The sequence below is a fragment of the Microbacterium sp. Z10_103 genome (genome assembly GCF_058310455.1).
Window position 1 is genome coordinate 1,730,496 of record NZ_JBZEGK010000001.1, and the last position, 26,723, is coordinate 1,757,218.

24 protein-coding genes are annotated in these 26,723 nt (G+C 69.5%); 5 read left to right on the plus strand and 19 right to left on the minus strand.

Annotated features, from left to right (window positions below):
• Positions 1 to 4: 4 nt before the first annotated feature.
• Entirely contained in the window at positions 5 to 385 is a 381-nt protein-coding gene (locus tag AC4FS2_RS08360) for a twin-arginine translocase TatA/TatE family subunit (RefSeq protein WP_491152171.1), read from the minus strand.
• Between the two features lie 71 nt (positions 386 to 456).
• Between AC4FS2_RS08360 and AC4FS2_RS08365 the strand changes: the two genes are divergently transcribed.
• Positions 457 to 1,095, plus strand: coding sequence for an O-methyltransferase (locus AC4FS2_RS08365; RefSeq protein ID WP_491152169.1), 639 nt, complete (start codon positions 457 to 459; stop codon positions 1,093 to 1,095).
• Positions 1,096 to 1,160: 65 nt separating this feature from the next.
• Here the strand turns inward: AC4FS2_RS08365 and AC4FS2_RS08370 are convergent, their stop codons facing one another.
• The 3 genes from AC4FS2_RS08370 to dapE all read right to left on the minus strand — a co-directional run bounded on the left by AC4FS2_RS08370 (position 1,161) and on the right by dapE (position 3,732).
• Positions 1,161 to 1,331, minus strand: a complete 171-nt coding sequence (locus AC4FS2_RS08370) for a DUF3117 domain-containing protein (protein WP_135067559.1) — start codon at positions 1,329 to 1,331, stop codon at positions 1,161 to 1,163.
• Between the two features lie 134 nt (positions 1,332 to 1,465).
• On the minus strand, positions 1,466 to 2,674 hold the full coding sequence (locus AC4FS2_RS08375; RefSeq protein WP_491152167.1) for a hypothetical protein: 1,209 nt from the start codon (positions 2,672 to 2,674) through the stop codon (positions 1,466 to 1,468).
• A complete protein-coding gene (dapE, locus tag AC4FS2_RS08380; protein WP_491152165.1) occupies positions 2,656 to 3,732 on the minus strand; it encodes a succinyl-diaminopimelate desuccinylase in 1,077 nt (358 codons plus the stop codon). Before dapE ends, AC4FS2_RS08375 begins: the two co-directional genes overlap by 19 nt.
• A gap of 57 nt (positions 3,733 to 3,789) precedes the next feature.
• Here dapE and dapD point away from each other — a divergent pair, with 57 nt between their 5' ends.
• Positions 3,790 to 4,737 (plus strand): 2,3,4,5-tetrahydropyridine-2,6-dicarboxylate N-succinyltransferase, encoded by a 948-nt coding sequence (dapD, locus tag AC4FS2_RS08385; RefSeq protein WP_491152163.1) that lies wholly within the window; start codon positions 3,790 to 3,792, stop codon positions 4,735 to 4,737.
• A gap of 3 nt (positions 4,738 to 4,740) precedes the next feature.
• On the opposite strand, the gene AC4FS2_RS08390 is transcribed toward dapD, so the two are convergent.
• The 9 genes from AC4FS2_RS08390 to AC4FS2_RS08430 all read right to left on the minus strand — a co-directional run bounded on the left by AC4FS2_RS08390 (position 4,741) and on the right by AC4FS2_RS08430 (position 14,686).
• Positions 4,741 to 6,345 carry an L-lactate permease gene (locus tag AC4FS2_RS08390; protein WP_491152162.1) on the minus strand — a complete coding sequence of 535 codons (1,605 nt, stop codon included), beginning with the start codon at positions 6,343 to 6,345 and terminating at the stop codon, positions 4,741 to 4,743.
• A gap of 102 nt (positions 6,346 to 6,447) precedes the next feature.
• Positions 6,448 to 7,743, minus strand: coding sequence for a citrate synthase (locus AC4FS2_RS08395; RefSeq protein ID WP_491152160.1), 1,296 nt, complete (start codon positions 7,741 to 7,743; stop codon positions 6,448 to 6,450).
• Positions 7,744 to 7,932: 189 nt separating this feature from the next.
• A complete protein-coding gene (gene dapC, locus AC4FS2_RS08400) occupies positions 7,933 to 9,039 on the minus strand; it encodes a succinyldiaminopimelate transaminase (protein ID WP_491152158.1) in 1,107 nt (368 codons plus the stop codon).
• Between the two features lie 10 nt (positions 9,040 to 9,049).
• Entirely contained in the window at positions 9,050 to 9,370 is a 321-nt protein-coding gene (fdxA, locus tag AC4FS2_RS08405) for a ferredoxin (RefSeq protein WP_297787423.1), read from the minus strand.
• A 9-nt stretch (positions 9,371 to 9,379) separates the two neighbouring features.
• Positions 9,380 to 9,796 carry a histidinol dehydrogenase gene (locus tag AC4FS2_RS08410; RefSeq protein WP_491152156.1) on the minus strand — a complete coding sequence of 139 codons (417 nt, stop codon included), beginning with the start codon at positions 9,794 to 9,796 and terminating at the stop codon, positions 9,380 to 9,382.
• Between the two features lie 22 nt (positions 9,797 to 9,818).
• A complete protein-coding gene (locus AC4FS2_RS08415; RefSeq protein ID WP_491152154.1) occupies positions 9,819 to 10,133 on the minus strand; it encodes an AzlD domain-containing protein in 315 nt (104 codons plus the stop codon).
• A complete protein-coding gene (locus tag AC4FS2_RS08420; RefSeq protein ID WP_491177019.1) occupies positions 10,130 to 10,882 on the minus strand; it encodes an AzlC family ABC transporter permease in 753 nt (250 codons plus the stop codon). The genes AC4FS2_RS08415 and AC4FS2_RS08420 overlap by 4 nt, the downstream gene beginning before the upstream one ends.
• A 37-nt stretch (positions 10,883 to 10,919) precedes the next feature.
• Complete coding sequence (gene typA / locus AC4FS2_RS08425) at positions 10,920 to 12,830, minus strand: translational GTPase TypA (protein ID WP_491152152.1); 1,911 nt, start codon at positions 12,828 to 12,830, stop codon at positions 10,920 to 10,922.
• Between the two features lie 89 nt (positions 12,831 to 12,919).
• Positions 12,920 to 14,686, minus strand: a complete 1,767-nt coding sequence (locus AC4FS2_RS08430; protein ID WP_491152150.1) for a dipeptide ABC transporter ATP-binding protein — start codon at positions 14,684 to 14,686, stop codon at positions 12,920 to 12,922.
• Positions 14,687 to 14,720: 34 nt separating this feature from the next.
• Here AC4FS2_RS08430 and AC4FS2_RS08435 point away from each other — a divergent pair, with 34 nt between their 5' ends.
• On the plus strand, positions 14,721 to 15,329 hold the full coding sequence (locus AC4FS2_RS08435; protein ID WP_491152148.1) for a PH domain-containing protein: 609 nt from the start codon (positions 14,721 to 14,723) through the stop codon (positions 15,327 to 15,329).
• A 10-nt stretch (positions 15,330 to 15,339) separates the two neighbouring features.
• Here AC4FS2_RS08435 and AC4FS2_RS08440 read toward each other — a convergent pair whose 3' ends face one another.
• The 3 genes from AC4FS2_RS08440 to AC4FS2_RS08450 all read right to left on the minus strand — a co-directional run bounded on the left by AC4FS2_RS08440 (position 15,340) and on the right by AC4FS2_RS08450 (position 20,053).
• The gene (locus tag AC4FS2_RS08440; RefSeq protein ID WP_491152147.1) at positions 15,340 to 16,533 is read right to left on the minus strand and encodes an ABC transporter permease; all 1,194 of its coding nucleotides are present in this window, start codon (positions 16,531 to 16,533) and stop codon (positions 15,340 to 15,342) included.
• Positions 16,533 to 18,050 carry an ABC transporter permease gene (locus tag AC4FS2_RS08445; protein WP_491152145.1) on the minus strand — a complete coding sequence of 506 codons (1,518 nt, stop codon included), beginning with the start codon at positions 18,048 to 18,050 and terminating at the stop codon, positions 16,533 to 16,535. The genes AC4FS2_RS08440 and AC4FS2_RS08445 overlap by 1 nt, the downstream gene beginning before the upstream one ends.
• 176 nt (positions 18,051 to 18,226) lie before the next feature.
• Positions 18,227 to 20,053, minus strand: a complete 1,827-nt coding sequence (locus AC4FS2_RS08450; protein WP_491152144.1) for an ABC transporter family substrate-binding protein — start codon at positions 20,051 to 20,053, stop codon at positions 18,227 to 18,229.
• A gap of 170 nt (positions 20,054 to 20,223) precedes the next feature.
• On the opposite strand from AC4FS2_RS08450, the gene AC4FS2_RS08455 reads away from it, so the two are divergent.
• Entirely contained in the window at positions 20,224 to 21,036 is an 813-nt protein-coding gene (locus AC4FS2_RS08455) for a CPBP family intramembrane glutamic endopeptidase (protein WP_491152142.1), read from the plus strand.
• Positions 21,037 to 21,221: 185 nt separating this feature from the next.
• Positions 21,222 to 22,196, plus strand: a complete 975-nt coding sequence (locus AC4FS2_RS08460) for a hypothetical protein (RefSeq protein ID WP_491152141.1) — start codon at positions 21,222 to 21,224, stop codon at positions 22,194 to 22,196.
• A 96-nt stretch (positions 22,197 to 22,292) separates the two neighbouring features.
• Here the strand turns inward: AC4FS2_RS08460 and gcvP are convergent, their stop codons facing one another.
• From gcvP to gcvT, 3 genes are read right to left on the minus strand one after another with little or no spacing between them, the layout of a single operon-like run.
• Positions 22,293 to 25,175 carry an aminomethyl-transferring glycine dehydrogenase gene (gene gcvP, locus AC4FS2_RS08465; RefSeq protein ID WP_491152139.1) on the minus strand — a complete coding sequence of 961 codons (2,883 nt, stop codon included), beginning with the start codon at positions 25,173 to 25,175 and terminating at the stop codon, positions 22,293 to 22,295.
• Positions 25,172 to 25,558 carry a glycine cleavage system protein GcvH gene (gcvH, locus tag AC4FS2_RS08470; RefSeq protein ID WP_491152138.1) on the minus strand — a complete coding sequence of 129 codons (387 nt, stop codon included), beginning with the start codon at positions 25,556 to 25,558 and terminating at the stop codon, positions 25,172 to 25,174. The genes gcvP and gcvH overlap by 4 nt, the downstream gene beginning before the upstream one ends.
• Positions 25,555 to 26,679 (minus strand): glycine cleavage system aminomethyltransferase GcvT, encoded by a 1,125-nt coding sequence (gene gcvT / locus AC4FS2_RS08475; RefSeq protein ID WP_491152136.1) that lies wholly within the window; start codon positions 26,677 to 26,679, stop codon positions 25,555 to 25,557. The genes gcvH and gcvT overlap by 4 nt, the downstream gene beginning before the upstream one ends.
• Positions 26,680 to 26,723 lie beyond the last annotated feature (44 nt).

Genomic DNA, 26,723 nt, shown 5'->3' on the forward strand with positions numbered 1-26,723 from the left:
TGCGTCAGGTGGCCTCGGAGTCGAACGGCGGCTCTTCGCCTGCTCGGAAGGTCGGTGGCGCAGGGGGTGTCGTCCCCACAGCCGCGGCGGCCCCGGCGACGGAGGCCGCCCGTACGGTGGCGACGGGCGCATCCTCGAGCAGGGCCTCGCGGATGATGCGACGCGGGTCGTACTGACGGGGATCGAGCTTGCGCCAGTCCACCTCGTCGAACTCCGGACCCATCTCCTCGCGCATGCGGCTGCGCGCGCCCTGCATCATCTCCCGAGCCCGGACGGTCAGACGCGCCAGGCTCTCCGCGTAGCGCGGCAGCCGCTCGGGACCGATCAGCATCGCCGCGATCACGCCGATCAGCAGCAGCTTCTCGATCGTGAGCCCGAAGAACATGACTTCAGGTTACTCGCCGCGCCTCGGCGTTCGGTGGCACGCCGCCGCCTAGTCTGGCGGAGGAGGTTGGGATGAGCGGATCAGAGGCGAATCAGCGGTTCGTGCTCGAGGCGACGGTGGAACCGGAGCACATCGCGCGCGCCCGCGCGCACGCGCTGGAACTGGGCGCAGACCCGATCAGCCCGCCCATCGGAGCTCAGATCGCCGTTCTCGCGGCCGCCTCCCGCGCCCTGAACATCGTCGAGATCGGCACCGGCGGCGGTGTGTCGGGGCTGTGGCTGCTGCACGGTTCGCCGCGTGCGACCCTCACGACCATCGACAGTGAGCCCGAGCACCTCGGGGCGGCGCGTGCCGCGTTCGCCGAGGCGCGGATCCCCGCCGCGCGCGCACGTTTCATCACCGGCCGCGCCGCCGATGTCCTGCCCCGCATGAACGAGGCATCCTACGACATCGTCTTCGTCGACGCGGAGCCCGAGGGCGTCATCGAGTACGTCGAGCACGGTCTGCGCCTGGTGCGCGCGGGCGGAACGGTGCTCGTCCCGCGGGTGCTGGGCGGGGGTGCCGTCGCCGATCCGGTGCGACGCGACCCCGTGACGACGGCCTACCGCTCCCTGATCTCGGAAACGCAGTCCTCCCCCGCCGTGATCGGCGCCCTGTCGACCTCGGCCGAGGGGCTGCTGCAGCTCACGACCATCGCCGACGCGCGCTGACGCGTCGGACACGCGAAACGGCCGGCCCCTCGCGGGACCGGCCGTTTCGGCGTTGCGCAGAAGCGTCAGGCTCCCACCACTCCGCCCAGCACGTCGTAGAGCTCCTTGGCTTCGGCGTCGTTCACGGAAACAACGAGCCGGCCCCCGCCCTCGAGCGGAACGCGGACGATAATGAGACGCCCCTCCTTCACGGCCTCCATCGGTCCGTCACCGGTTCTCGGCTTCATGGCTGCCATCGCGGGCTCCCTTTCGTATAGGTCATTCACAGTTTATCGTGCGCGCCGGCTCACACGGGACCTCTGGGGAGGAGTTCGGCTGCGCGAAGCCGCCCAGGAGCGCCGCGGACCTGCGCGTGCGTCCTGCGTCGTGGTCAGGGGATCTGCCAGTACGTGTTCCCCAGCGCGTACATTGCGAAGATCCATCCCCATTGCCCGGCCAGCCCGGCCAGAAGCACACCCACACGCCAGGCGAGCGAAGGCGGTGCCGCGAGGGCGCCGGCCAGCGGCGCGAGCGGAAAGAGGAGACGGAAGATGCTGGACTGCGGGAAGAAGACCGCGAGGAGGTACACCAGGTACGCCGCGCTCCAGAGCCGGATCTCCACCCCGAGCCGGCGCACGTGCGGTTCCACCAGCAGCGCGGCGGCGACGCCCACCACGAGCAGGCCGAGCGCGATGTAGCCGGCCACCTCCCCCAGCCCCCAGGTGCCGAACCAGAAGGCGGCAGCGGTGACGAAGCCCTCGAAGGGCACGAAGCCCCCCGCGGCGTCGGGAATCCAGTTGCGCCGCCAGGCGAGCTCCGTGGCGAGGTAGGCACCGAGGTCGCCGGTCACGAACCACGCGATCGCCTGCCACGCGAAGCCGACCGCCGTGGCCAGGGCGCCGAGGGCGACGATGTGCAGGGCCTCCCGGGCCGGCAGCGGGTCGGAACGGCGTCGGAACCACCGCCAGATGCCGTAGAGCCCGAGCGTCAGCGCGAAGGCCAGGACGCCAGGACGGGTGAAGCCCATCACCGGGATGAGGAGATACAACCATCCGTATCGCCGACGCAGGATGCAGCGGAGCGCCAGGAGCAGAAGGAAGACGAAGAGCGACTCGGCGTAGGCCACCTGGAACAGGGCTCCGAGGGGGCCCGCGGCGAAGAAGACGACGGCCCACATCGACGTCGCCGCATCCGTGCGCTCGCGCAGCAGCCGGTACAGCGCCACGCACGCGCCGTAGCCGGCGGCGAGGGAGATGAGCACGGCGCCGGCGCCCCACGAGCCGAGGAACGCGCCGAGGGCGGCGGCAAGGTACGGGTACAGCGGCATGAACGCCCACGCGTTCTCGGCGACGGCGCCGGACTCGGTCAGCGGCAGGTCGGTCGGGTATCCGTGAACGGCGGCGAACCAGTACCACTGGCCGTCCCATCCGATGGCGAGGTCGGCGATGGTGGCGTCCGGCCCGAAGCGGGAGCCGGACGTGGAGAGCTCCGCGGCGAGAACGAGGAACGCGGTGGTGATCAGACGCGCCGCGACGTAGACGATGCCGATCGCCGCGGGGACGGGAAGCCTCCGCGCGACCGTCAGGAGGCGCTCAACCACGCCCGCAGGCCGCGCTCGACCTCGAGGATCTGCGCGAGCGGCACGCGCTCCTCATCGTGGTGTGCAAGGGAGGGATCGCCCGGTCCGTAGTTGACCGCCGGGACGCCCATCTCGGAGAAGCGAGCGACGTCGGTCCATCCGTACTTCGGCCGCGGCTCGGCACCCACGGCCGCGACGAACTCCTGCGCGAGCGGGGCGTCGAGCCCGGGCCGCGCGCCGGCGGCGAGATCCACGACCTCGACCTCGAACCCGGCGAAGACGTCGTGGACGATCCGGGTGGCCTCCTCCGCGCTCCGGCTCGGGGCGAACCGGTAGTTCACCTCGACCTCGCACGCGTCGGGGATGACATTGCCCGCGACCCCGCCCGTGATCCGGACGGCGTTGAGACCCTCGCGGTACACCAGGCCCTCGACCTCCACCTCGCGCGGGCGGTACTCGGCCAGGCGGGAGAGGATCGGCGCCGCTTTGTGGATGGCGTTCTCACCGACCCAGGCGCGGGCGCTGTGGGCGCGCACTCCGTCGGTGCGCACCACCGCCCGCAGGTTGCCGTTGCACCCGCCTTCGACCTGACCGTTGGAGGGCTCGCCGAGGATCGCGAAGTCTCCGGCGAACAGGTCGGGGCGCGTACGCGACAGCCGCGTGAGAGCGTTGAGGTCGGCATCCACCTCTTCGTGGTCGTACCACATCCAGGTGATGTCGACGCGGGGCGAGACCAGCTCGGCGGCCAGACGCAGCTGCACCGCGACGCCCGCCTTCATGTCGACGGTGCCGCGGCCCCAGAGGTAGGGCTCGCCATCCACCTCGATGTCCCGTGTGGGGAGGTTCCCGTTGATGGGAACGGTGTCGATGTGCCCGGCGATCACCACGCGCTGCGCGCGGCCGAGGGTGGTGCGGGCGATGATCGTGTCGCCGTCGCGGATCACCTCGAGGTGCCCGAGAGGACGCACCGCTTCCTCGATCGCGTCGGCGATCGAGCGCTCGTCGCCCGACACGCTCGGGATGTCGCAGATGGCACGAGTGAGGTCGACGGATGAGGCGGAGAGGTCAAGGACGGGCACCCCTCGATCCTACCGAGGCCCGTCGGAGCGCCGCGGCGGAGCCGCTACCGTGGAACCATGAGCGACGAGCGATGGGTGTGGGGCCTGGGCCTGGCGACGATGGCCGCGGACGGCACGGTGCTCGACACCTGGTACCCCGAACCCGCCCTCGGCCGCCTGCCCATGGGCTTCAACCCCTCGCTCCCCCCGCCCGCGCTCGAACAGCTCGCGGTCCCCGATCCCCGCCGTAACGTGACGGTCGAGGTCGTCGCGGTGGAGATCGACCTGGATGCTCCGCCCGCATCCACCTCGGACGCCTACCTCCGGCTGCACGCGCTATCGCATCGGCTGGTGCGGCCCAACGAGCTGAACCTCGACGGCATCTTCGGGCACCTCCCCAACGTCGCCTGGACGACGGCCGGTCCGATGCATCCCGACGACGCCACCCGCCTGCGTCCCGTGCTCCTGCGCGAGGGCGTGCAGGTGCAAGGGCTCGATAAGTTCCCGCGGCTTCTGGACTACGTGACGCCTCCGGGCGTCCGGATCGCCGACGCCTCACGGGTGCGCCTGGGCGCCTACCTCTCCTCCGGCACGACCGTGATGCACGAGGGGTTCGTCAACTTCAACGCGGGTACTCTGGGCGCCTCGATGGTCGAAGGGCGCATCTCCCAGGGGGTCGTCGTCGGCAACGGCAGCGACATCGGCGGCGGCGCCTCGGTGATGGGGACCCTCTCCGGTGGGGGCACCCACCGCGTGTCGATCGGCGAACGCACGCTCCTCGGAGCCAACGCCGGGATCGGCATCTCGCTCGGTGACGACTGCGTGGTGGAGGCCGGTCTGTACGTCACCGCCGGAACGAAGATCGTGCTGCGGGGCGGCGACGATTCCACCCCGACGTGGGTCAAGGGCGCGGAGCTCTCCGGCCGGTCCGGCCTGCTCTTCCGCCGCAACTCCCTCACCGGTGCGGTCGAGGTCGTCCGGCGCGAGGGCGTCGGCGTGGTCCTCAACGAGGCGCTGCACGCCTGAGCATCAGAACACCAGGTACAGCGTGAAGCTCCAGATACAGATCAGCGCGAGCATGCCGAGGCTGTAGAGGATCGACGCGCGCAGGATCTCGCTCTCCCTCCCCGACAGCCCGACCGCTCCGGCGGCGATCGCGATGGACTGCGGCGAGATCACCTTTCCGGTGTTCCCGCCCGCCGTGTTGCCCGCCACGGTGAGCGCCGGGTCGGCGCCCATCCCCTCCGCGGTGACCACCTGCAGCGGCGCGAACAGCGTGTTGTTGTTGACCACCGACCCGGTGAGGAACACCCCGATCCAGCCGATGATGGGCGCGAGCAGCGGCACGACGGGCCCGAGCGCGGCGAGGGCGGAACCCATCGACGTGGAGCCGCCCGAGTAGTTGGCGATGTTCGCCAGCGCCAGGATGAGGGCGATGAGCACGAGCGCCTGCCAGAGCGTGCGCAGCGTTTCCCCGAGTTCTCGGAAGAGGACCTTCGCGTCGATGTTCGGCGTCGTGAGGGACGACACGATCACGGCGAGGAGGATCGCGGTGCCGGTGGCGTTCAGCGGCGTGAAGTCCCATGTGGCCGTCACCGTGTCCCCGGCGGCATTGGCGATCTGACCGGTGAGGCCGGGGATCGCGAGGGGGAAGACCGCGCCGGCCAGGGCGCCGCCCGATGCGAACAACCCCTTGAACGCCGGCAGGCTCCACACCAGGACGAAGCCGGTGAGGATGTAGAACGGACTCCAGGCGACGGCGATCTGCCGGATGCTGTGCCGCTCGAGCACGGGCGCCTCGCCCCCGTCCTGGCGGAAGTGACTGCGCGGTTGCCACACCCGACCGAGGGCGAACAGCGCGACCATCGCTGCGAGCCCCGCGCCGATGTCGGCCAATTCCGGCCCGAGGAACCACAGCACCCCGGCCTGGATGCCGCTGAAGACGATCGTCACGGTGAGGGTCGCGGGCAGAGTCTCCTTCAGGCCCCGCCACCCGTCGAGGATCATCACCAGCAGGAACGGGATCAGGAGGGTGAGCGGCTGCAGGATCACGACCAGGGACCGCGACAGGATCATGACGTCGATCCCGGTCACCTGCGCCGCGACGATGACCGGGATGCCGATGGCACCGTACGCGCCGGCGGCGGCGTTGGCGACGAGACAGATCATGGCTGCTTTGACGGGGCGGAAGCCCAGCTGCACCAGGAGGGCGGCACAGATCGCGATCGGCACGCCGAACCCGGCGGCGCCTTCGAGGAACGCGCCGAAGGCGAAGCTGATGAGGAGCACCTGGATGCGGTGATCCGGCGAGATCGCGCCGATCGATGAACGGATCACCTCGAAACGGCCGCTGGCCACCGCGAGACGGTACAGCCACACGGCCATGACGATGATGTAGGCGATCGGCCAGATGGCTGTCAGCACGCCCAGCAGCCCGGCGCCGGCCACCGCGGATCCCGGCATCCCGAACGCCCAGAGGGCGACCACGATCTCCGCCGCCAGCGCGATGACGGCCGCGATGATGCCGGAGAGCTTGAGCACCACGAGGCACAGGAGGAAGAGGAGGATGGGGATGGCCGCCACGAGCGCCGAGAGCCAGAGGCTCCCGAAGGGATCGGTCGTCTGCTCCCACATGGCCGCCTCCGCTCGTGCGGATAGATTCCCGCGGTCCGCAAATTACGCGCGCGAAAGCGTCCGGTCACCCCCTTGCGCGACGGCAAGGATGAGCAGCGGGGATCAGACCCCGGGGTAATCGCGCTCCGCGGCGCCGGTGTACAGCTGCTGCGGGCGGCCGATCTTCGTCTGCGGGTCGCTCTGCATCTCGCGCCAGTGCGCGAGCCAGCCGGGCAGGCGCCCGATCGCGAACAGCACCGTGAACATGCGTGTGGGGAACCCCATCGCCTTGTAGATCACGCCGGTGTAGAAGTCGACGTTGGGGTACAGGCGGCGCTCCTTGAAGTAGTCGTCATTGAGTGCGATCTCTTCGAGGTCCTTCGCCAGATCCAGCAGTGGGTCGCTCACACCGAGGGCTTCGAGAACCTCGTCGGCCGACTCCTTGACGAGCTTGGCGCGCGGGTCGTAGTTCTTGTAGACCCGGTGGCCGAAGCCCATGAGCTTGACGCCCTCTTCCTTGTTCTTCACCCGCTCGACGAAGCGCTCGACGCTCTCGCCGGAGTCCCGGATGCGCCCGAGCATCTCCAGGACCGCCTCGTTCGCGCCGCCGTGCAGCGGTCCGTACAGCGCGTTGATACCGGCGGAGATGGAGGAGAACTGGTTGGCGCCGGTGGAACCCACCAGACGCACCGTGGAGGTGGAGGCGTTCTGCTCGTGGTCTTCGTGGAGGATGAGGAGGCGCTCCAGCGCGCGCGACATGACCGGGTTGACGTCGTAGACCTCGCTGAGCACGCCGAAGTTGAGCTTGAGGAAGTTGTCCACGAAACCGAGGGAGTTGTCGGGGTACAGGAAGGCCTGGCCGACGCTCTTCTTGTGCGCGTACGCGGCGATCACGGGGAGCTTGGCCAGCATCCGCACGGTGTTCAGCTCGACGTGCTCGGGGTTGTGCGGGTCGGACTCGCTCTCGTAATAGGTCGAGAGGGCGGCGGTGGCCGCCGACAGCACCGACATCGGATGCGCCGTGTGCGGGAGGGCGGAGAAGAAGCGCTTGAGGTCCTCGTGGAGGAGGGTGTGGCGGCGGATGCGCTCGTCGAAGGCACCGAGCTCGTCGGCGGAGGGCAGTTCGCCGTAGATGAGCAGCCACGCGACCTCGAGGTACGTGCTGTTCTTCGCCAGCTGCTCGATCGGGTAGCCGCGGTAGCGGAGGATCCCCTGATCGCCGTCGATGAAGGTGATCGCGCTCTTGGTGGACGCGGTGTTGACGAAGCCGTAGTCGAGAGTCGTGTGGCCGGTCTGACGCGTGAACGTCGAGATGTCGATGCTCGGCACCCCGTCGGTGCCCGCAAGCACCGGGAACTCGGCCGTGCGTTCCCCGACGGTGAGAGTGGCCTTCTCGTCCTGCGTTCCCGTGTCGCTCACTGCGCCTCCTTGCGATTCCTGGTCGCGTCCAACCGCTCGTCCCAGAGGCAGGTCCGCACCCGCCGGGTCGGCACGGACAACGTGGATGGTGACCGCATCCCCCGTGCTCGTCCAGCCTAACGGGCCTGCGAGGCCCGTACGGACACGGCCGAAGGGGTCCCCCTCCGAATGGAGGGAGGCGCCCACGCGTCAGGCCGAGCGCAGTCTTTCCGCCGCCGCGGCGATGCGCTCGTCGGTCGCCGTGAGCGACAGACGCACGTGGCGGGGGAAGTGCGGCCCGTAGAAATGGCCCGGGCCGGCGAGGATGCCGAGGTCGGCGAGCCGTCCGAGGCTCTCCCACGCGTCGCGACCCTCGGTGGCCCACAGGTAGAGACCCGCCTCGCTCGCGTCGATGCGGAATCCGGCGCGCTCCGCCGCGGGTTTGAGGACCGCGCGGCGCGCGCGGTAGCGGGCCTTCTGCTCCGCGACGTGGGCATCGTCGCCGAGGGCGGCGGTCATGGCGGCCTGCACCGGGGCAGGGGGCATGAGCCCGAGGTGGCGCCGCGCGGTGAGAAGCGGCGCGATCAGCGCCGGGTCGCCCGCGAGGAAGGCGGCGCGGTACCCCGCGAGGTTCGACTGTTTGCTCAGCGAGTACACCGACACGAGCCCGGTCACGTCGCCGCCGGTGACCCGCGGGTCGAGGATGCTGGGAACCGGCGTATCCGCCCACTCCCCCTCCCAGCCGAGCTCCGCGTAGCACTCGTCCGAGGCGAGGACCGCCCCGATCTCCCGTGCCCGCTCGGCGGCGCGGCGGAGCGCCGCAACGTCGAGCACGCGCCCGTCCGGGTTCCCGGGGGAATTGATCCAGACCAGCCGCGTGTTCTCGGGCCACTCGGCCGGATCGTCCGCGGCGACCGGCGTCGCTCCCACGAGCCGTGCCCCCACCTCGTAGGTCGGGTAGGCCGCGCGGGGGTGGACGACCGCATCCCCGGGGCCGAGATTCAACAGGAGAGGCAGCAGCGCCACGAGCTCCTTGGATCCGACCGTGGGCAGCACGGAGGCAGGAGTGAGGCCGGGAACCCCCCTGCGCCGGGCGTACCACGCGGCGATCGCCTGACGGAGCTCAGCCGTGCCGCTGGTGAGCGGGTAGCCGTGCGCGTCCGTCGCGGCGGACAGGGCGGACGCGACCACGGGGGGCGTCGGATCGACCGGCGAGCCGACCGAGAGGTCGACGATTCCCCCGGGGTGACGCCGAGCCTTCTCCGCATAGGGGGCGACGGCATCCCACGGGTAGTCGGCGAGGTCGGCGACGCCCATCAGGCGCGGGTCACTCGCCCTGCGGCGGAAGAACGGAGATGACCGGGTGATCCTTGTGGATGACCCCCACCTTCGCGGCTCCCCCGGGCGAGCCGATGTCGTCGAAGAACTCGACGTTCGCCTTGTAGTAGTCGCGCCACTCGTCGGGCAGGTCGTCCTCGTAATAGATCGCCTCGACGGGGCACACCGGTTCGCACGCACCGCAGTCGACGCATTCGTCCGGGTGGATGTACAGGGAGCGCTCGCCTTCGTAGATGCAGTCGACGGGGCACTCATCGATGCACGCGCGGTCCTTGACATCCACGCACGGAAGGGCGATCACATACGTCACGAGAAGAGTCTACGTGGGCTCACCGGAGGAGACGGCCGTTCGCGGCAGGCCCGAGAGATCGGGCCATGCCACGACGAGAGCGACGAGGACGGGGACCGCGATCGTCCACGCCACCGGGATCCACTCCGTCGCATCCGACGTCGGCGCCACGATCGCGGAGCCCCCCGGACCGACGTTGCTGAACAGGAACGTGACGAGCACGACACCGAGGCCGCCCGCCAGCGCCGTCCACCGGTCGGCGGTGAGGGCACGGAACCCGACGAGCAGCGCACCGGTCCCGATGATCGCGAGCACCAGCCCGAGCGGGAACACCCCGAGGGTGAACGCGTGACCCACGGTCGCGGCGGTGCCGTACACCGCCCCGATCAGCAGCGACACGACCCACGTGAGGGCGCGCGCCGCGAGGAGTCCGGCCGGAGAGGTCACCGCGACAGTCTAGGCGGCCCGCTCAGACCGCCAAGCCCCACAGGCGGAGGAGCGCGGCGGTGACGGCGGCGGCCAGGACGACGAGGAGGAAGGGGGCGCGGAGGGCGAGGAGTCCCGCGGCGACGAGCACCGCGGGGATGCGGGCATCCACCACGACGGCCTGCCCGGCTCCGAGGGTCTGCACGGCGACGAGGGCGGCCAGGAGCGCCACCGTGAGGAGGTCGGCGATGCGGGCGGGGCGCGGCGCCTCCACCCAGCGGGCCGGCAGAAGGTAGCCGACGGCCTTGAGGGCGACGCAGATCACCGATGCCAGGAGTACCGCGGTCCACATCGTCACGGCAGCCCTCCCCGCTCGGGAGCGTCGAGGGGCTCGGGTGGGGGCTGTTCGGAGCGACCGAGCCAGTTGAACCACCCGACCACGATCGCCACCACCGCCGCGACGATCACGGGAAGCCCCGGCAGGAGCGCCGGAGTCAGGACGGCGGCGATGACCGCGGCGGCGACCCCGACCGCGATCGCCTGGCGTCCGCGCAGACGCGGCCACAGGAGCGCCAGGAATGCCGCGGCCGCCGCGGCATCGAGCCCGTATTGGCGTGGATCGCCCAGCACGTCGCCCAGGAGAGCGCCGATCAGGGTGGACAGATTCCACCCGATGTAGATTCCGACGCCGGTCACCCAGAAGCCGAGCGTCCGCGCGCGAGCATCGGTCTGTGCGAGGGAGACCGCGGTCGATTCGTCGATCGTGAACTGGGTCGCGCCGGCCCGGCGCCAGAACCCGCGGCCGATCACCGGTGACATCCGCATGGCGTAAGCCGCGTTGCGGACGCCCAGGAGCGCCGAGGAGGCGATCGCGGCCGGTGCCGCGGCAAGCCCTCCTGCCCCGACGACGCCGACGAAGGCGAACTGCGATCCTCCGGTGAACATGAACAGACTCAGCACGCACGTCTGCCAGACGTCGAGGCCGGATGCGACGGCCAGGGCGCCGAACGACACTCCGTACGCGCTGGTGGCCAGGGAGACCGCGACTCCCTGCCGGATCGCCCGGCGCCGCTCCTCGGCCGGTTCGAGCGGAGGCGGAGCAGTCACTCGCCCGAGCCTACCCACGCCCCGGCGACGCGGGGGGTCAGACGTTGGCGTCCTGCCGCTTCAGGCGCGACGCGTTGCGGCCGCGCTCGGTCGCGTCGAGAACGACCTTGCGGATGCGCACCTTCTCCGGAGTGACCTCGACGCACTCGTCCTCGCGGGCGAACTCCAGGCTCTCCTCCAGCGACAGCTGGCGCGGCGGGGTCATCGACTCGAACGTGTCGGAGGTGGACTGACGCATGTTCGTCAGCTTCTTCTCCTTCGTGATGTTCACGTCCATGTCGTCGTTGCGCGAGTTCTCCCCGATGACCATGCCCTCGTAGACCTCTTCGGTCGGCTGCACGAAGAACGACATGCGCTCCTGCAGCGCGATGATCGCGAAGGGAGTGACGACCCCCGAGCGGTCGGCGACGATCGACCCGTTCTGACGCGTGACGATCTGACCCGCCCAGGGCTCGTAGCCGTGGGAGATGGCGTTGGCGATACCGGTGCCGCGGGTCGTGGTGAGGAACTCCGTGCGGAAGCCGATGAGGCCGCGTGAGGGGACGACGAATTCCATCCGGACCCAGCCCGTGCCGTGGTTCGTCATCGACTCCATGCGCCCCTTGCGGGTCGCGAGCAGCTGCGTGATGGCGCCGAGGTACTCCTCGGGGGCGTCGATGGTCAGGTGCTCGAACGGCTCGTACGTCTTGCCGTCGATCTTCTTGGTGACCACCTGGGGCTTGCCCACGGTCAGTTCGAACCCTTCGCGACGCATGTTCTCCACGAGGATGGCGAGGGCGAGCTCACCACGGCCCTGCACCTCCCACGCATCCGGGCGACCGATGTCCACGACCTTGAGCGAGACGTTGCCGATCAGCTCGCGGTCGAGGCGATCCTTGACCAGACGCGCCGTGAGCTTGTGCCCCTTGACCTTGCCGGCCAGGGGCGAGGTGTTGGTGCCCACCGTCATGGAGATGGCCGGCTCGTCGACGTGGATCTGCGGCAGGGGGCGCACATCTTCCGGGTCGGCGATCGTCTCACCGATCGTGATGTCGGGGAACCCGGCGATGGCGACGATGTCACCCGGGCCGGCGCTCTCGGCGGGGTAGCGCTCGAGGGCACGGGTCTTGAGCAGCTCGGTGATGCGGGCGCTGCTGACGGTCCCGTCCGCGCGGACCCACGCGACGGTCTGACCCTTCTTCAACGTGCCGTTGAACACGCGCAGGAGCGCGAGGCGGCCGAGGAACGGGCTGGAGTCGAGGTTGGTGACCCACGCCTGCAGCGGCGCCTCGTCATCGTAGGCGGGTGCGGGAACGTGCTCGAGGATCGCCTCGAACAACGGCTCCAGGTCGTCGTTGTCGGGAAGGCTGCCGTTTTCGGGACGGTTGCGCGACGCCGCGCCGGCACGGCCGGACGCGTATACGACGGGCACGTCGAGAAGAGCGTCGACATCGAGGTCGGGCACGTCGTCGACCAGGTCGGAGGCGAGTCCGAGGAGCAGGTCATGGCTTTCCGCCTCGACCTCGGCGATGCGCGCGTCGGGGCGGTCGGTCTTGTTGACCAGCAGGATGACGGGAAGCTTGGCCTCCAGGGCCTTGCGCAGCACGAAGCGGGTTTGCGGGAGGGGACCCTCCGAGGCATCCACCAGCAGCACGACGCCGTCGACCATCGACAGCCCGCGCTCGACCTCGCCACCGAAGTCGGCGTGACCGGGGGTGTCGATGACGTTGATCGTCACCGGGGTTTCGCTGTGCTTGCCGGAGTAGGTGATCGCCGTGTTCTTGGCGAGGATTGTGATGCCCTTTTCGCGCTCCAGGTCGTTGGAGTCCATGGCGCGCTCCTCCATGTGCTCGTGAGAGCCGAAAGAGCCGGTCTGGCGCAACATGGCGTCCACGAGCGTCGTCTTGCCGTGGTCGACGTGCGCGACGATCGCGACGTTGCGCAGATCGGAACGGAGGGCATGCGCCATGAAGGTGTCCTTGAAAGTTTCGGGGTGCGCCCGGAATCGGGCGACCTCATTCTACCGGCGCAGGGCTGTGCGGCGGCTGCACCCGGATTTCAGGATGCTTCGCCGTCGCTCAGCACGAGCTTTCGCGCCGCCCGCCGAGCAGCCTGCTCCTCCGGATCGGGCACCGGAACCGCCGCGATGAGCCGGCGCGTGTACGCCTCGCGGGGACTCCGCAGGATCTGCTCGCGGGTTCCCTGCTCGACGATGCGACCCCGGTGCATGACCGAGATGCGGTGGGCGAGGATGTCCACGACCGCGAGGTCGTGGCTGACGAAGAGGCACGCGAACTGCAGCTGCTCCTGCAGTTCCTGCAGCAGGTCGAGGAACCGCGCCTGGACGGAGACATCCAGCGCGGAGGTCGGCTCGTCGGCGACGAGCAGTTCCGGCGCGAGCGCGAGCGCCCGGGCGATACCGACACGCTGGCGCTGACCGCCGGAGAGCTCGTGCGGGAAGCGGTTGCGATACGACGCCGGCAGCTCGACCTGCGTGAGCAGCTCCTCCACGCGCTTGTCGAGAGCTTTGCCCTTGGCCTCTCCTGCCAGCAGGATCGGCTCCCCGATGGACTGCCCGATGGGCATGCGGGGGTTCAGCGACGACGCCGGGTCCTGGAAGACGATGCCGGTGCGCCGCCGGATGGCGAACAGGTCCTTCTGGGTGGCGTGGGAGATGTCGGTGCCCACCGTGGTGAGCGTTCCCTCCGCGATGGGCAGCAGTCCGATCGCGGCGCGGCCGAGCGTGGTCTTGCCCGAGCCCGATTCGCCGACCAGACCCATGATCTCGCCGGGGTAGATGTCGAGGGTGATGTCCTCCGCCGCGCGGAAGGCGGGGATGCGCCCGCGCTTGGGGTACTCGATGGCCACGTCGCGGAAGCTCAGCACCGGGGTGCGCCCGGCAGCGATCTGCGGCGAGCGGTCGACGGCCACCGTTCCGTGTCCCTCGACCGCGGCGACGAGGTCATCGACGTCCGCGACGCCCTGCCCGAGGTGCGGGACGGCGGCCAGCAGCGACTGCGTGTAGGGATGCTGCGGGGCGTGGAAGATCTCGTCGACCGTGCCGGACTCGACCACGATGCCGTTCTTCATCACCATGATGCGGTCGGCGAGGTCGGCCACGACCCCCATGTCGTGGGTGATCAGGATGATCGCCGAGTCCAGCCGCTTGTGGAGGTTCCGCAGCAGATCCAGGATCTCGGCCTGCACCGTGACGTCGAGAGCCGTGGTGGGCTCGTCTGCGATCAGCAGCAGCGGGTCGCACGAGATGGACTGCGCGATCATGGCACGCTGACGCTGACCACCGGAGAGCTGGTGCGGGTACTTGTTGTAGCTCTGCTCGGGGTTCGGCATCTCCACCAGACGGAGCAGCTCGATCGCCTTTTCCTTCGCGTCCGACGGCGGCAGCATCCGATCGTGGGAGCGCAGCGCCTCGCTGATCTGGAACCCCACCGTGTAGACGGGGTTCAGCGCGGTCATGGGCTCCTGGAAGATCGCGGCGATCTCGTTGCCGCGAAGGCTCCGCATCACCGCGTCCTCGACCCCGCGCAGTTCCCGGCCGAGCAGTTTGATGGATCCCGTGACACGTGCGTTGTCGGGGAGCAGGCCGAGCAGCGCCATCGAGCTGGTGCTCTTGCCCGACCCGGACTCGCCGACGATGGCGAGCACCTCGCCGCGGCGGACGACGTAGCTCATGTCCACTGCCGCGGGGTAGAACTGCCCCTCGACCCAGAAGTCCACTCCCAGGCGGTCGACCTCGAGGATCGTCTCGGGAAGCGCGGCGTGCACGGCAGCGATCGTCGGGTCGATGTTGGTGGTGTCAGTCATGTGAGGTGTTCCCATCCCTGAGAAGCTTGAAGTCATGTCGTTCCAACAGGTGACCTACCGGTCCGTCCCCGCCCGCGTGCTGGCCGCGCTCACCATTGCCGTATGTGCGGGCGGGATCGTGGCGATCGCGTGGCAGGACCCGCTGGCGGCGCTCCGCTATGGCTGGGCGCTGGTGCTGATCGCCGTGGCCGCGTGGGCGCTGTTCTGGCGCCCCTCGCTCTCGGTCGAAGAGCACGGGATCACCGTCGTGAACGTGCTGCGCACGTTCTTCGTGCCGTGGCCGGCGATCGAGCGCGTCGAGACGCGGTTCTCCCTGACGTTGCACACGGCCGAAGGAAAGGTGCCGGTGTGGGTGAGCCCCGCGCCCGGTCGCCACCGCGCACTCGGCTTGGCGCGGTCGGACTTCGACGGGGTCACCGAGTCGGCGCGGGGGCTGCGAGGAAGTCTCCGCCCGAGCGACGCCCTGACCACGACCTCCGGGGGCCTCGCGCACGTCATCCGTCGGCATTGGGAAGACCTCCGCGATGCCGGCATGTTCGCGGCCGGTCGCGAGCCCGATGCCGCGCGCGTCACGTGGCACACGGGCACGATCGCCGCCCTGGCGGTATCCGCCGCCGCCACCGCCGCGGGTCTGCTTCTGTAGCAGGGGCACGTCACCGCTCCGGATCGAAGGGTTCGCGTCGCCCGTCGCCCGGCTCTTCCGGCCGGGGGTCGTGGTAGTTCGTCACGTCGCCGGTGAACACCGCCTCACCGCCGACGGTGACGGTCGCGACGTGATCTTCGGCCGGAGCCACCGGGGCAGGACCGGCCGCGCGAGCGGCGCGGGCCATCGCCCGTTCGCTCGGCATCTTCTTCTGGCGCGGGTCGAACGCGTCCCGCAGGCCGTCGCCGATGAAGTTGACGCACAGGGCGATCGCGATGATGAAGATGCCCGGCCACCAGAACAGCCACGGCCGCGTGGAGAAGGCCGCCTGGTTCTCCGAGACGATCTTCCCGAGCGAGGTGTCGGGGTTCACGACGCCGAAGCCCAGGTAGCTCAGTGCCGACTCGAGCAGGATCGCGCCGGCCATGAGCAGCGTCGCGTTCACGACGATGACGCCCACCGCGTTGGGGAGGATGTGCCGGAAGATGATGCGCCGGTCGCGCGCGCCGGACACGCGCGCAGCATCCACGAATTCCCGCTCGCGCAGCGACAGGAACTCGCCCCGCACGAGTCGCGCCATGGACGTCCACGCGAACAGGCCGATCACGATGCCGAGAACCGCGGCGCCGAGGTTCCCGAACGCGTGGCCCAGCACGGCGCCGATCACGATCAGCGGGATGGTGATGATGACGTCGGTGAAGCGCATCAGGGCCGAGTCCACGCCGCGGCGGTAGTAGCCCGCGAGAGCTCCGATGACGACGCCGATGACGGTCGCAACGACACCGGCGAGCACCATCACCATGAGTGACTGCTGTGCGCCGCGCATGACGACCGCGAAGATGTCGCGGCCGACCTCATCCTGGCCGAAGGGGTGGTTGCCGACCTGGATCCCGGGACCCCCGAGGAACTCGGGGATGATGCTGAGCGTCGGCCGCCCGCCGTTCTCCTGGCCGGGGATCTGATCCCAGCTGTAGGGCCACCATCCATGGATGCGAATGCCCCACAGGTTCACGCCCACCGACGTGAACGACAGCAGGACGATGAAGGCCAGCACGATGATCGCGGCCACCGCGGCACGGTGACGGAAGAAGCGCCGACGGACGATCTGCCCTTGGCTGAGGCCTTCGGTCTCCTTCTGCTCGATGGAGATCTCGGCCTTGGCCTGCGCGTCGCGGTCGTCGATGGGGGGTGTTGTGGTGGTCATCAGGACACCTTGATCCGGGGGTCGAGCGCCGCGTAGAGAAGGTCGGCGACCAGGTTGAAGAACACCGCAAGGGCACCGGTCACGACGAAGAACGCCATCACCGGATTCAGGTCCGAGTGCGCCAGCCCGTCGACGAAGAGCCGGCCCATGCCGGTCCATCCGAAGACGGTCTCGGTCACGACCGCGCCGCCCACGATGGCACCCACGTCGAACGCGATGATCGTCGTGATCGGGATGAGCGCGTTGCGGAACGCGTGCCGCACGATCACCGTGCGCTGCGTGAGGCCCTTCGACCGTGCGGTGCGGATGTAGTCCTGGTTCATCACCTCCAGCAGGCTCGCGCGGGAGTACCGCGTGTAGCTGGCGAAGGAGATGAGGATGATGGCGATCGTCGGCAGCAGGAGATGGGTATAGAGGTCGATGCCCTGCACCCAGAAGTTGCCGCCGAGGCTCGGCGTCTGCGAACCGACCGTGGCGATCGGGCGCCCGCGCACGCGCGACGAGGCCGAGTACGCGGCCCAGTAGGACATGAACTTGTCCAGCGCGACGAGACCCGCGATCAGCACACCCGACAGGATCGCGGCGCGGATGACCGGAGGACGGTCCGCTCCTCCGAGCGCCCAGCCGATGACGCCGCACACGACCACGGTCAGGAGCGCGTACCCCAGGAACAGCCACAGCGTCATGCCGTTGAGGAGGAAGTTCACCATCGGGAAGTACATCGCGAGGCCGATCGCGGCCGTCGCGAGTGAGGCGTACAGGGCGCGCCGGTTACGCAGACCCGTGGTGACGGCGGTGACACCGACGGCGATGCCGAGAGCGAGGATCGCGAACACCACGATCCCGATGCTCGGCTGGGCGAACCACTGCGTCGCGGAAAGGTAGGCGAGGACTCCCCCGGTGGCGACCGCCGAGACAGCGAAGACGATCACGCGCCGCTTCCATCGGCCGCCGATGACCGACATCCACAGCAGGCCCGCGACGAGCGCGATGAGGATGATCGCCGGTACGGCGATCGTGGGCTCTGCGAGCCAGTTGTTGATCTGGATGGCGCCGTACTGCTTGAGCAGCACCGCCACCCAGAAGACCGGGAGGGAGAAGAAGAGGAAGGAGGTCAGGGTGACCGTGTAGTCGAAGCCGGTGTACTGGCGGAGCGCCGAGATGATGCCGACGATGATGCCCAGGACGATGGCCACGACGGTGGCGATCGTGACCAACGTCAGCGTTGACGTGATCGCGTTGGACAGCAGGGCATTGACCTGTTGGTTCTGGACGCTGACGCCCAGGTCGCCGCGGAACAGTCCCCCGAGCCACAGGAAGTACCGCAGGGGCGGGGGAACGTCGAGGTTGAGCAGCTTGATGCGGGACTCGATCAGCTGCTCTTTGTTGGGTGCGTTGCTCTCCCTCAGGTCCTGCAGGGGGTCACCCGAGTAGGCCGTGAGGATGTACATCAAGAAGGTGGCGGCGAACAGGACGAAGATCGATGCGATCAGCCGCCGAACGATGAATGAAGCCATGGTGTGGCTGCCTGCCTATCGGTCCGGATCAGCGTCATACGCTGCCGCAGGTTGTTCCCGCGGCAGCGTATTCGACGGGGAAAGTGTACGCGGTCGGGGTGGGGACCCCTGCGGACCCCCACCCCGCTGACGTTTCGGCCTGGTTGGTGCTCAGCCGATGCTGTCAGTGTTCGCGATCACTCGCTGTCTGCGACGCTCCAGTCCCAGGCGTTCCAGAAGATGGTCGGCGCCAGGATCGAGGGGTCGATGCCCTCGACGCGGTCGCTGATCGCCGTCACGCTCGGGAACTGGAAGATGGTGACTCCGTAGAAGTCCTCCCACAGCAGCCGGTCGGCCTCGATCATGAGCTCCTGCTGCGCGTCCGCGTCGAACTCGCTCGAAATCTCCGCGCCGATCTCGTCCATGCGGGGGTTCGAGTAGAAGTTCAGGTTGTTGATGCCGCCGGTCTCGAAGTTGGCGACCCAGTCGGTCACGCCCAGGCTCGTGGACTGCCAGCCGAACAGCGAGGCGTCATAGGCGCCCGGCGTGCCCAGGAGGCCACCCCACTCGGTCGAACCGCAGTCCGTCACGTTGAAGCCGGCGGAGTTGGCCGACTGCTGGATGAGCGCGAACTCGTTCACGCGGCGCGGGTTGTTGCTCGCGTACAGGATGCAGACCGACGTGTCGGTCACACCGGAGGAGGCCAGCAGCTGCGTGGCGCCTTCGATGTCGACCTCGGCGTAGGCTTCGGACCCGTTGTCGGCGACGGCCTCGTCGTAGCCCTCGGCGCCCGGGACGAAGATCTGCGAGCCACGGAGGGTGGCGTCGTCACCGATGATCGGCTTGATCAGGGTGTCGAGGATCTCCTGACGCGGGATCGTCTTCATGAACGCCTCACGCACCTGCGGGTTCGAGAAGATGTTCTCCGGGTTCTTGCCCTGGTCGAACTGCAGATCGACGTGCTCGTACGTGCCTTCGAGGCCGGTCTGCACCGTGATGCCGTCGATGCCCTCGAGCGCGGTCGTCAGGTCGGCGGTCGCCTGCGGCGAGATCACGTCGACCTCCCCGTTCTCCAGCGCCTGGACAGCGGCGAGCGGGTCCGGGATGAACCGGATGGTGATCTCCTCGACGTTCGGCGCGTTGTCGCCGTTGTACTCCGGGTTGGCCGTGAGCGTCACGAACTGATCGGCTTCGAAGTCGCTGATCATGTACGGGCCGCTGGCGGTCACCAGGTCGGTGTCCTCCGGCATCTCGGTGAAGTTGAAGCCGGCGTTCCAGAATGCGGAGATCGAAGCCAGGGCCTCGGCATCCTCGTTCTCGATCGCGTCGAGGACGGCCTGCTTGGCTTCCTCGGCGTCGTCGATGCCGAGGGCCTTCTCCGCCACGATGTGCGCGGGAAGCGGCGCGGTGAAGGCGAGCTCCCAGTCGACGTACGGGGCGTCGTAGGTCATCGTGATCGAGCGGCCGTCTTCGCTGACCTCCGGCGTCTGGCTGACCAGACCGAAGCGCGAGCCCGGCTGCGCACCGGAGTCGAAGTACACGACGTCGGTCGGGAACGCGTCGGTGAACTCGCCCGTCTCCGGGTCGGTGAACTCCGCCGGGTCGAACTCGGGCGTGTCGAGCCCCCGGGACAGGGCGGCCCAGTTGAGCAGAAGGTCAGCCGCGTCGACCGGCGTGCCGTCGGACCAGTTCACGTCCTCATTGATCGTGTACGTGACGGTCAGCGGGTCTTCGCTGACGAGCTCGTAGCTGCCGAAGGACGTGTTCTCCACGAGCTCCGGGGTGTTGTTGTAGTAGTTGAAGCCGTCCAACACCAGGTAGTTGATGTTGTTGTTGGCCGTGGCGTTACCGAACGACGTGTTGCCGTTCATCGAGTAGAACGCCTGGTTCCACGCGGCGGTGATCGAGGAGCCCTCGACGAGGCCCGAGTCGTCGTTGCTGCTACCAGCAGCCGAACAGCCCGAGATCGCCAGAGCTCCTACCGCGGTCAGAGCGACCGCAGCCGAGAGGCGCGTTGCTTTCACTGATTCCTCCTGTGCAAGGGGTGATGCGCCCGCCCAGGAGACAGAGCTATCCGGGGGGCGCGGATAGGGAAACTGTAGGGATGGGTGGAGGGTTGGTCAAAACCTCTGTGGAAAACGTTACATACCCTTAACTCGCGGGGAACGGCGTGTGGCAATCTGACAAGGTGCGAGTGTCGAGCGCAGTGGTCGGGTCGGGCTTCCCCGCAGCCCTCGATCCCGCGGACCGCGATGCCCGCGTTCGCCTGCGCTGGGAGGTCGGGCTGGTGCTCGCCGTCAGCGTCGGCCAGTCCGCGCTGTATGCGGTGCTCTCCCTTGTCCGCGCCTCGCTGCGAACCACCCCTCTGGGGCAGCAGCAGACCCAGCTCAACCCGGCGCGCGACGCCGAGGCCGCGTGGGACGCGCTCTACCGGTTCCTCGACATCGCCTTCTCGCTCGCCATCGTCGCGCTGGTCGTTTACCTGCTCTGGGAGCCGGGAGGTAACGCACTCCGCCGTATCGGACTGGATTTCCGGCGCTTCGGCGGAGATCTCGGCCGCGCAGCGCTCGTGGGCGTGGTCATCGGCATCCCGGGGCTCGGGCTTTATGCCGTTGCGCGCATGCTCGGGTTGAACGTCGCGGTCGTCGCATCCCCGCTGGATACGGCGTGGTGGGTGGTTCCCCTGCTCGTCCTCGCCGCGGTGCGGGCCGGGCTGACGGAGGAGGTCATCCTCCTCGGGTACCTCTTCGATCGGCTGCGGCGCCTGGGCTGGTCGTGGTGGGGCATCATCCTGGCCACCGCCGCGCTGCGCGGCGCCTATCACGCGTACCAGGGCTACGGCGCGATCCTCGGGAACTTCCTCATGGGCGTGGTGTTCGGCTGGTGCTACCGCCGGTGGGGCCGCGTGATGCCGCTCGTGATCGCGCACACCCTGATCGACATCGTCGCCTTCGTCGGTTATCCCCTCGCCGCCTCCCTCTGGCCCACCGTCTTCGCCCCCGCCTAACCCGCCCCAGGGCCGCGAGACTGCATCTCCGCCACGAGACAGCCGCCGTCGTACGCGGTCTCGTGGCGGAGGTGCAGTTTCGCGGCTGGCGCCCACCTCTCCTCCCCAGGGCGGCGGACGCGAGACCGATCCACAGGATGCGATTCCCCCCGCGGGGGGCGGGCGCGGCGGCGGATGCTGGGGCCATGATCCCCGTTCTTCCGCTCTCCCAGCGGCTCGTTCCCGCCCCCGTGCCGCTCCTGCGGGCCGGCGACCGGCCAGGTATGCGGCTCGACCGCGAGGCCGCAGCCGGCCGGCTCGTGCTCGTCCGCCCGGGCGTGTACGCGCCGGCCGACCCGTGGCGGTCCCTGCCGCCGTGGGACCGCTATCTTGCGCGCGTCCACGCGGCGGCGCTGACGCACCCGGATGGGATCTTCTGCCTCGAGTCGGCCGCCGCCCTGCTCGGTCTGCCGGTCTTCGGCGAGCCGCCGTTCGTCCATCTCCTCAGCTCGACCGCCACGTCCCGCGAATCGGCGGGCATCCGCACGCACTCCACCTCCGACTCGCGGGAGATCGTGGATATCGGCGGCATCCTCGTGACCGCACCGACCGAGGTGGCCGTGGATGTGGCTCGCGCTCGGCATGCGGGCCTCGCCCTCGCCGTGGCCGACGCGGTGCTGCGCGCCGAACCGACCGCCAGCGTCGAGCAGCTCGTCGCCCGCAACGAGGCGCGCTCCAGCAGCCGTGGCCGCCACCGCGCCCGATGGGCGCTGCACCGCGCCGACGCGCGGGCGGAGAGCCCGCTGGAATCGGTGAGCCGTGCGGTCATCGAGTGGCTCGGCTTCCCGCCGCCCGACCTGCAAGCCGTGGTCACGACGGCCCACGGGGAGTACGCGCTCGACATGCTGTGGAGGCACGTGCGGCTCGGCGGCGAAACGGACGGGCGCGCGAAGTACGGCGGACGCTACGGCGACCCCGCGGAGGTCGTGTGGAAGGAGAAGCGGCGGGAGGACGAGCTGCGACGTCACCTCGCGAGTCTGGCCCGGTGGGGCTGGCCGGAGCTGCAAGAGCCGATGACCCTGCGCCGCATCCTCATCGTCGGCGGGCTACAACCCATCGCGCCGATGCGCACGGACGAGCTCTTCTCGCTGCGGGCAGCCCTCTTCGCCGTCCCCCGGTGAGACCGCACCACCGCCACGAGACCGCATCCATCGCACGCGGTCTCGTGGCGGAGATGCAGTCTCGCGGTCCGCCGGGGCCCGGGGGGACAGGCGGGGCTAGGCGAAGGCCTCGACCGGCGGGCAGGCGCACACGAGGTTGCGATCGCCGTAGGCCTGGTCGATCCGCCGCACCGGGGGCCAGTACTTCGTCCGCACGAGGGAGCGCACGGGGTACACCGCGACCTCCCGCGAGTACGGGTGCGTCCACTCGCCCGCCACGACCGACTCGGCCGTGTGCGGAGCATTCGTCAGCGGATTGTCCTCGGCAGGCCACGCCCCCTCCGCCACGGCGTGCGCCTCGGCGTGGATGGCGATCATCGCCTCCACGAATCGGTCGAGCTCGCCGATGTCTTCCGACTCGGTCGGCTCCACCATGAGCGTCCCGGCGACCGGGAACGACATCGTCGGCGAGTGGAATCCGTAGTCGATCAGCCGCTTGGCCACGTCGTCGACGGTGATCCCGGTCTCCTCCCGCAACGGACGAAGATCGAGGATGCACTCGTGCGCGACGAGGCCTCCCTCCCCCGCGTACAGCACGGGGAAGTGGTCGCGCAGGCGCGCGGCGATGTAGTTCGCGCTGAGAACAGCGGATGCGGTGGCATCCCGAAGCCCCTCGGTGCCCATCATCCGCACATAGGCCCAGGAGATCGGCAGGATGCCGGCCGATCCGTGCGGCGCGGCGGAGATCGGACCGCCGTCGAAGACGCCGCCCGCATGATCGGCGCGCTGCGAGAACGGATGCGACGGAAGATGGGGCACGAGGTGCGCCTTCGCCGCGACCGGCCCGACACCCGGGCCGCCCCCGCCGTGCGGGATCGCGAACGTCTTGTGCAGGTTCAGGTGCGACACGTCGCCGCCGAGCTCACCGAATCGCGCGTATCCGAGCAGCGCGTTGAGGTTGGCTCCGTCGACATACACCTGCCCGCCGGCGTCGTGCACGGCCTGCGTGATCTCCAGGACGTCATGCTCGTACACGCCGTGGGTCGACGGGTACGTGATCATGAGCGCCGCGAGCTGCTCCTCATGCGCGGCGATCTTCGCGCGCAGGTCGTCCAGGTCGACGTTCCCCGCCTCGTCGCACGCCACCACGACCACGCGCATGCCGGCGAGCACCGCGGATGCGGCGTTGGTGCCGTGCGCGGAGGACGGGATGAGGCACACCACCCGGTCGAGATCGCCGTTCGCCCGGTGGTATCCGCGGATGGCGAGGAGCCCGGCGAGTTCGCCCTGCGAGCCGGCGTTGGGCTGCAGCGACACCGCGTCGTAACCGGTCACCTCGGCCAGCCACCGCTCGAGCTGCTCGATCATGGCGAGGTAGCCGAGGACGTCGTCTTCGGGGGCGAACGGGTGAACGCGGGCGAACTCGGGCCACGACACGGCGGCCATCTCGGTGGCGGCATTGAGCTTCATCGTGCACGAGCCGAGCGGGATCATCCCGCGGTCCAAGGCGTAATCGCGGTCGGCGAGGAGCTTGAGGTATCGCATCATCGCCGTCTCGCTCCGGTGTGCGGAGAACACCGGATGCGTCAGGTATTCGTCCGCGCGACGAAGCGACGACGGCACGGCGCGCACGGGCTCGGCCTCGCCGTATGCCAGGCTCCGGTCGTCCGTTTCGGGCAACCCGAAAGCCGCCGCGACCGCCGCGAGATCCTCGGCCGTGGTGGTCTCGTCGACCGACACGCCCACCGTCGCGTCATCCACCCACAGCAGCTGGTATCCGCGGTCGCGCGCACGGCGCACGACGTCTTCCGCACGTCCGGGCACCGAGACGCGGATGGTGTCGAAGAACGCGTCCGCGGCGAGAGTCAGGTCGTAGCCCCGGAGCGTCTCGGCGAGCGCTTCGGCCTTGCGCGCGACGCCGGTCGCGATCGCCTTCAGCCCGTCGGGCCCGTGGTAGACGGCGTACATGGCCGCCATCACGGCCAGTAGCACCTGCGCGGTGCAGATGTTCGACGTGGCCTTCTCGCGGCGGATGTGCTGCTCCCGCGTCTGCAGCGACAGGCGATAGGCGGGATGCCCCGCCGCATCCTGCGACACCCCCACCAGTCGTCCGGGCAGCTGCCGCTCGAGCCCGGCCCGTACGGCCATGTATCCCGCGTGCGGCCCGCCGAACCCGAGGGGCACGCCGAAGCGCTGGGTCGTCCCCACCGCGACGTCGGCGCCGAACGTGCCCGGCGAACGCAGCAGGGTGAGGGCGAGGAGGTCCGCGGCGACGACGACCAGTCCCCCCTGCCCGTGGACGGCCTCCACGACCGCCGCCGGATCCCAGACCCGCCCGGAGGCGCCGGGGTATTGGATGAGCGCGCCGAACGCGTCCTCGTCCACCGGGTGAACCGACAGATCGCTCTCGCGCAGCTCGATCCCGACCGCCTCGGCCCGGTGCCGGAGGAGCGCCTTGGTCTGCGGCAGCGCGTCGGCATCGACGAGGAAGACGTTCGAGCGTGATTTCGCCGCGCGGCGGGCCAGCAGCATCCCCTCGACCACCGCGGTGGACTCGTCCAGCATCGACGCGTTCGCCGTCGCGAGCCCGGTGAGGTCGCTGACCATCGTCTGGAAGTTGATGAGCGCTTCGAGGCGCCCCTGCGAGATCTCCGGCTGGTACGGCGTGTAGGCGGTGTACCAGGACGGGTTCTCCAGCACGTTCCGCGCGATGACCGACGGCGTGAACGTGTCGTAGTAGCCCAGCCCGATCATGGGCCGCGCCGTGCGGTTCTGTGAGGCCAGGACGCGCAGCTCAGCGAGGGCTTCGGCCTCGGTGGCGGCGGGCGGGATGTCGCTGGTGGGCCGGTCGGCCGTGTGGATGGAGGCGGGTACGGCGGTCCGCACGAGGTCGTCGACGCTGTCGTAGCCGAGGACATCCAGCATGCGGCGCTGCGCTGCGGCATCGATCCCGATGTGCCGATCGGCGAAGACGGGAATGCGGGCGGCGGATGCGGTCATGCGTCGTCGCCGCCCGTCAGCTTCGTGTACGCGTCGCGATCGAGGAACCCGGATTCCTCGACCGATCCGACTCGGATTCTCACGAGCCACCCCTCGCCGTACGGGTCGGAATTGACCAGCGACGGGTCGGCCACCACGGCGTCGTTGACCGCGACGACCTCCCCCGCCAGCGGCGCGTACAACTCGCCCACCGACTTGGTGGACTCGATCTCGCCGCACACTTCACCGGCGGCCACGCTCGCCTCGGGCGCGGGGAGGTCGACGAACACGACATCGCCGAGCTGGTCGGCGGCGAAGGCCGTGATTCCGACCGTGGCCACGTCGCCCTCGAGGGCGATCCACTCGTGTTCGGCGGTGTATTTGAGCGAGTCCAGGTCGGTCATTTCTTCCTCCGGTAAAAGGGCAGGGCGGTCACGGTCGCGGGGATGCGGGTCCCCCGCACGTCGAGAAGAAGGTCGGTGCCGGTCGCGCTGACGCCCGGCTCGACGAAGGCGAGAGCGATGGGATGCCCCAGCGTCGGGCTGAGCGCACCGCTGGTGATCTCGCCCACGAGCCGGTCACCGTCGTACACGGCGTATCCCGCCCGCCCGGCCCGGCGGCCCTCCGAGACGAGTCCGACGAGCACGCGGGCGTCGGCGGATGCTGCGGCCTCCAGGCCTGCCTTGCCGACGAAGTCGTCCTTGTCGGCGGCGACGACCCGACCGAGCCCGGCCTGTGCCGGCAGGATGTCGCGGGTCAGCTCGTGCCCGTACAGCGGCATCCCGGCCTCCAGGCGCAGCGTGTCGCGGGCGGCAAGACCGGCAGGCACCAGGCCGAAGGGCTCACCGGTGGTGAGCAGCGCGTCCCACAGCGCGCCGGCCGCCTCGACGGGGGCGACGACTTCGAACCCGTCTTCCCCGGTGTAACCGGTGCGGGCGAGGTGCACGGTCACGGGGTCCGCCCCGGGCGCGGTGAAGACGGCGTGCGCCATGCGGTAGTACTTCTGCTCCGCGAGAGGGAGCGAGAGGTCGGTGAGTCCCGGAACGGCGGCGAGGATCTCCGCGGCCCGCGGACCCTGCACGGCGATCAGCGCGGTCTGATCGGTCTCGTCGGTGACGGCGACATCGAACCCCGCGGCGCGTTCGATGAAGGCCTGGGCCACCGCATCCCGGTTGCCGGCGTTGGCGATGACGAGGAAGTGCTCGGCGCCGTGACGGTAGACGATCACGTCGTCGACGATGCCGCCGGAGGGGGTGAGGACGAGCGAGTACTTCGCCTGGTCGTCGGCGAGCGCCGACATCCTGCCCGCCAGCGCGTAGTCCAGGAAGGCTGCGGCGTCGGTGCCGCGCACGTCGACCTCGGCCATGTGCGAGATGTCGAACAGGCCGGCGGCCGAGCGGACCGCGTGGTGCTCGGCGAGGTCGGAGCTGTAGCGCACGGGCATGAGCCATCCACCGAAGTCGGTGAAGGAGGCACCGAGGGCGTCATGTCGGTCGTGGAGCACGGTCCTGCGGGGGTCTGGCATGAGTTCTCCCGTTCGCGGATCGGGCAGACACCGGACGGTGTCTG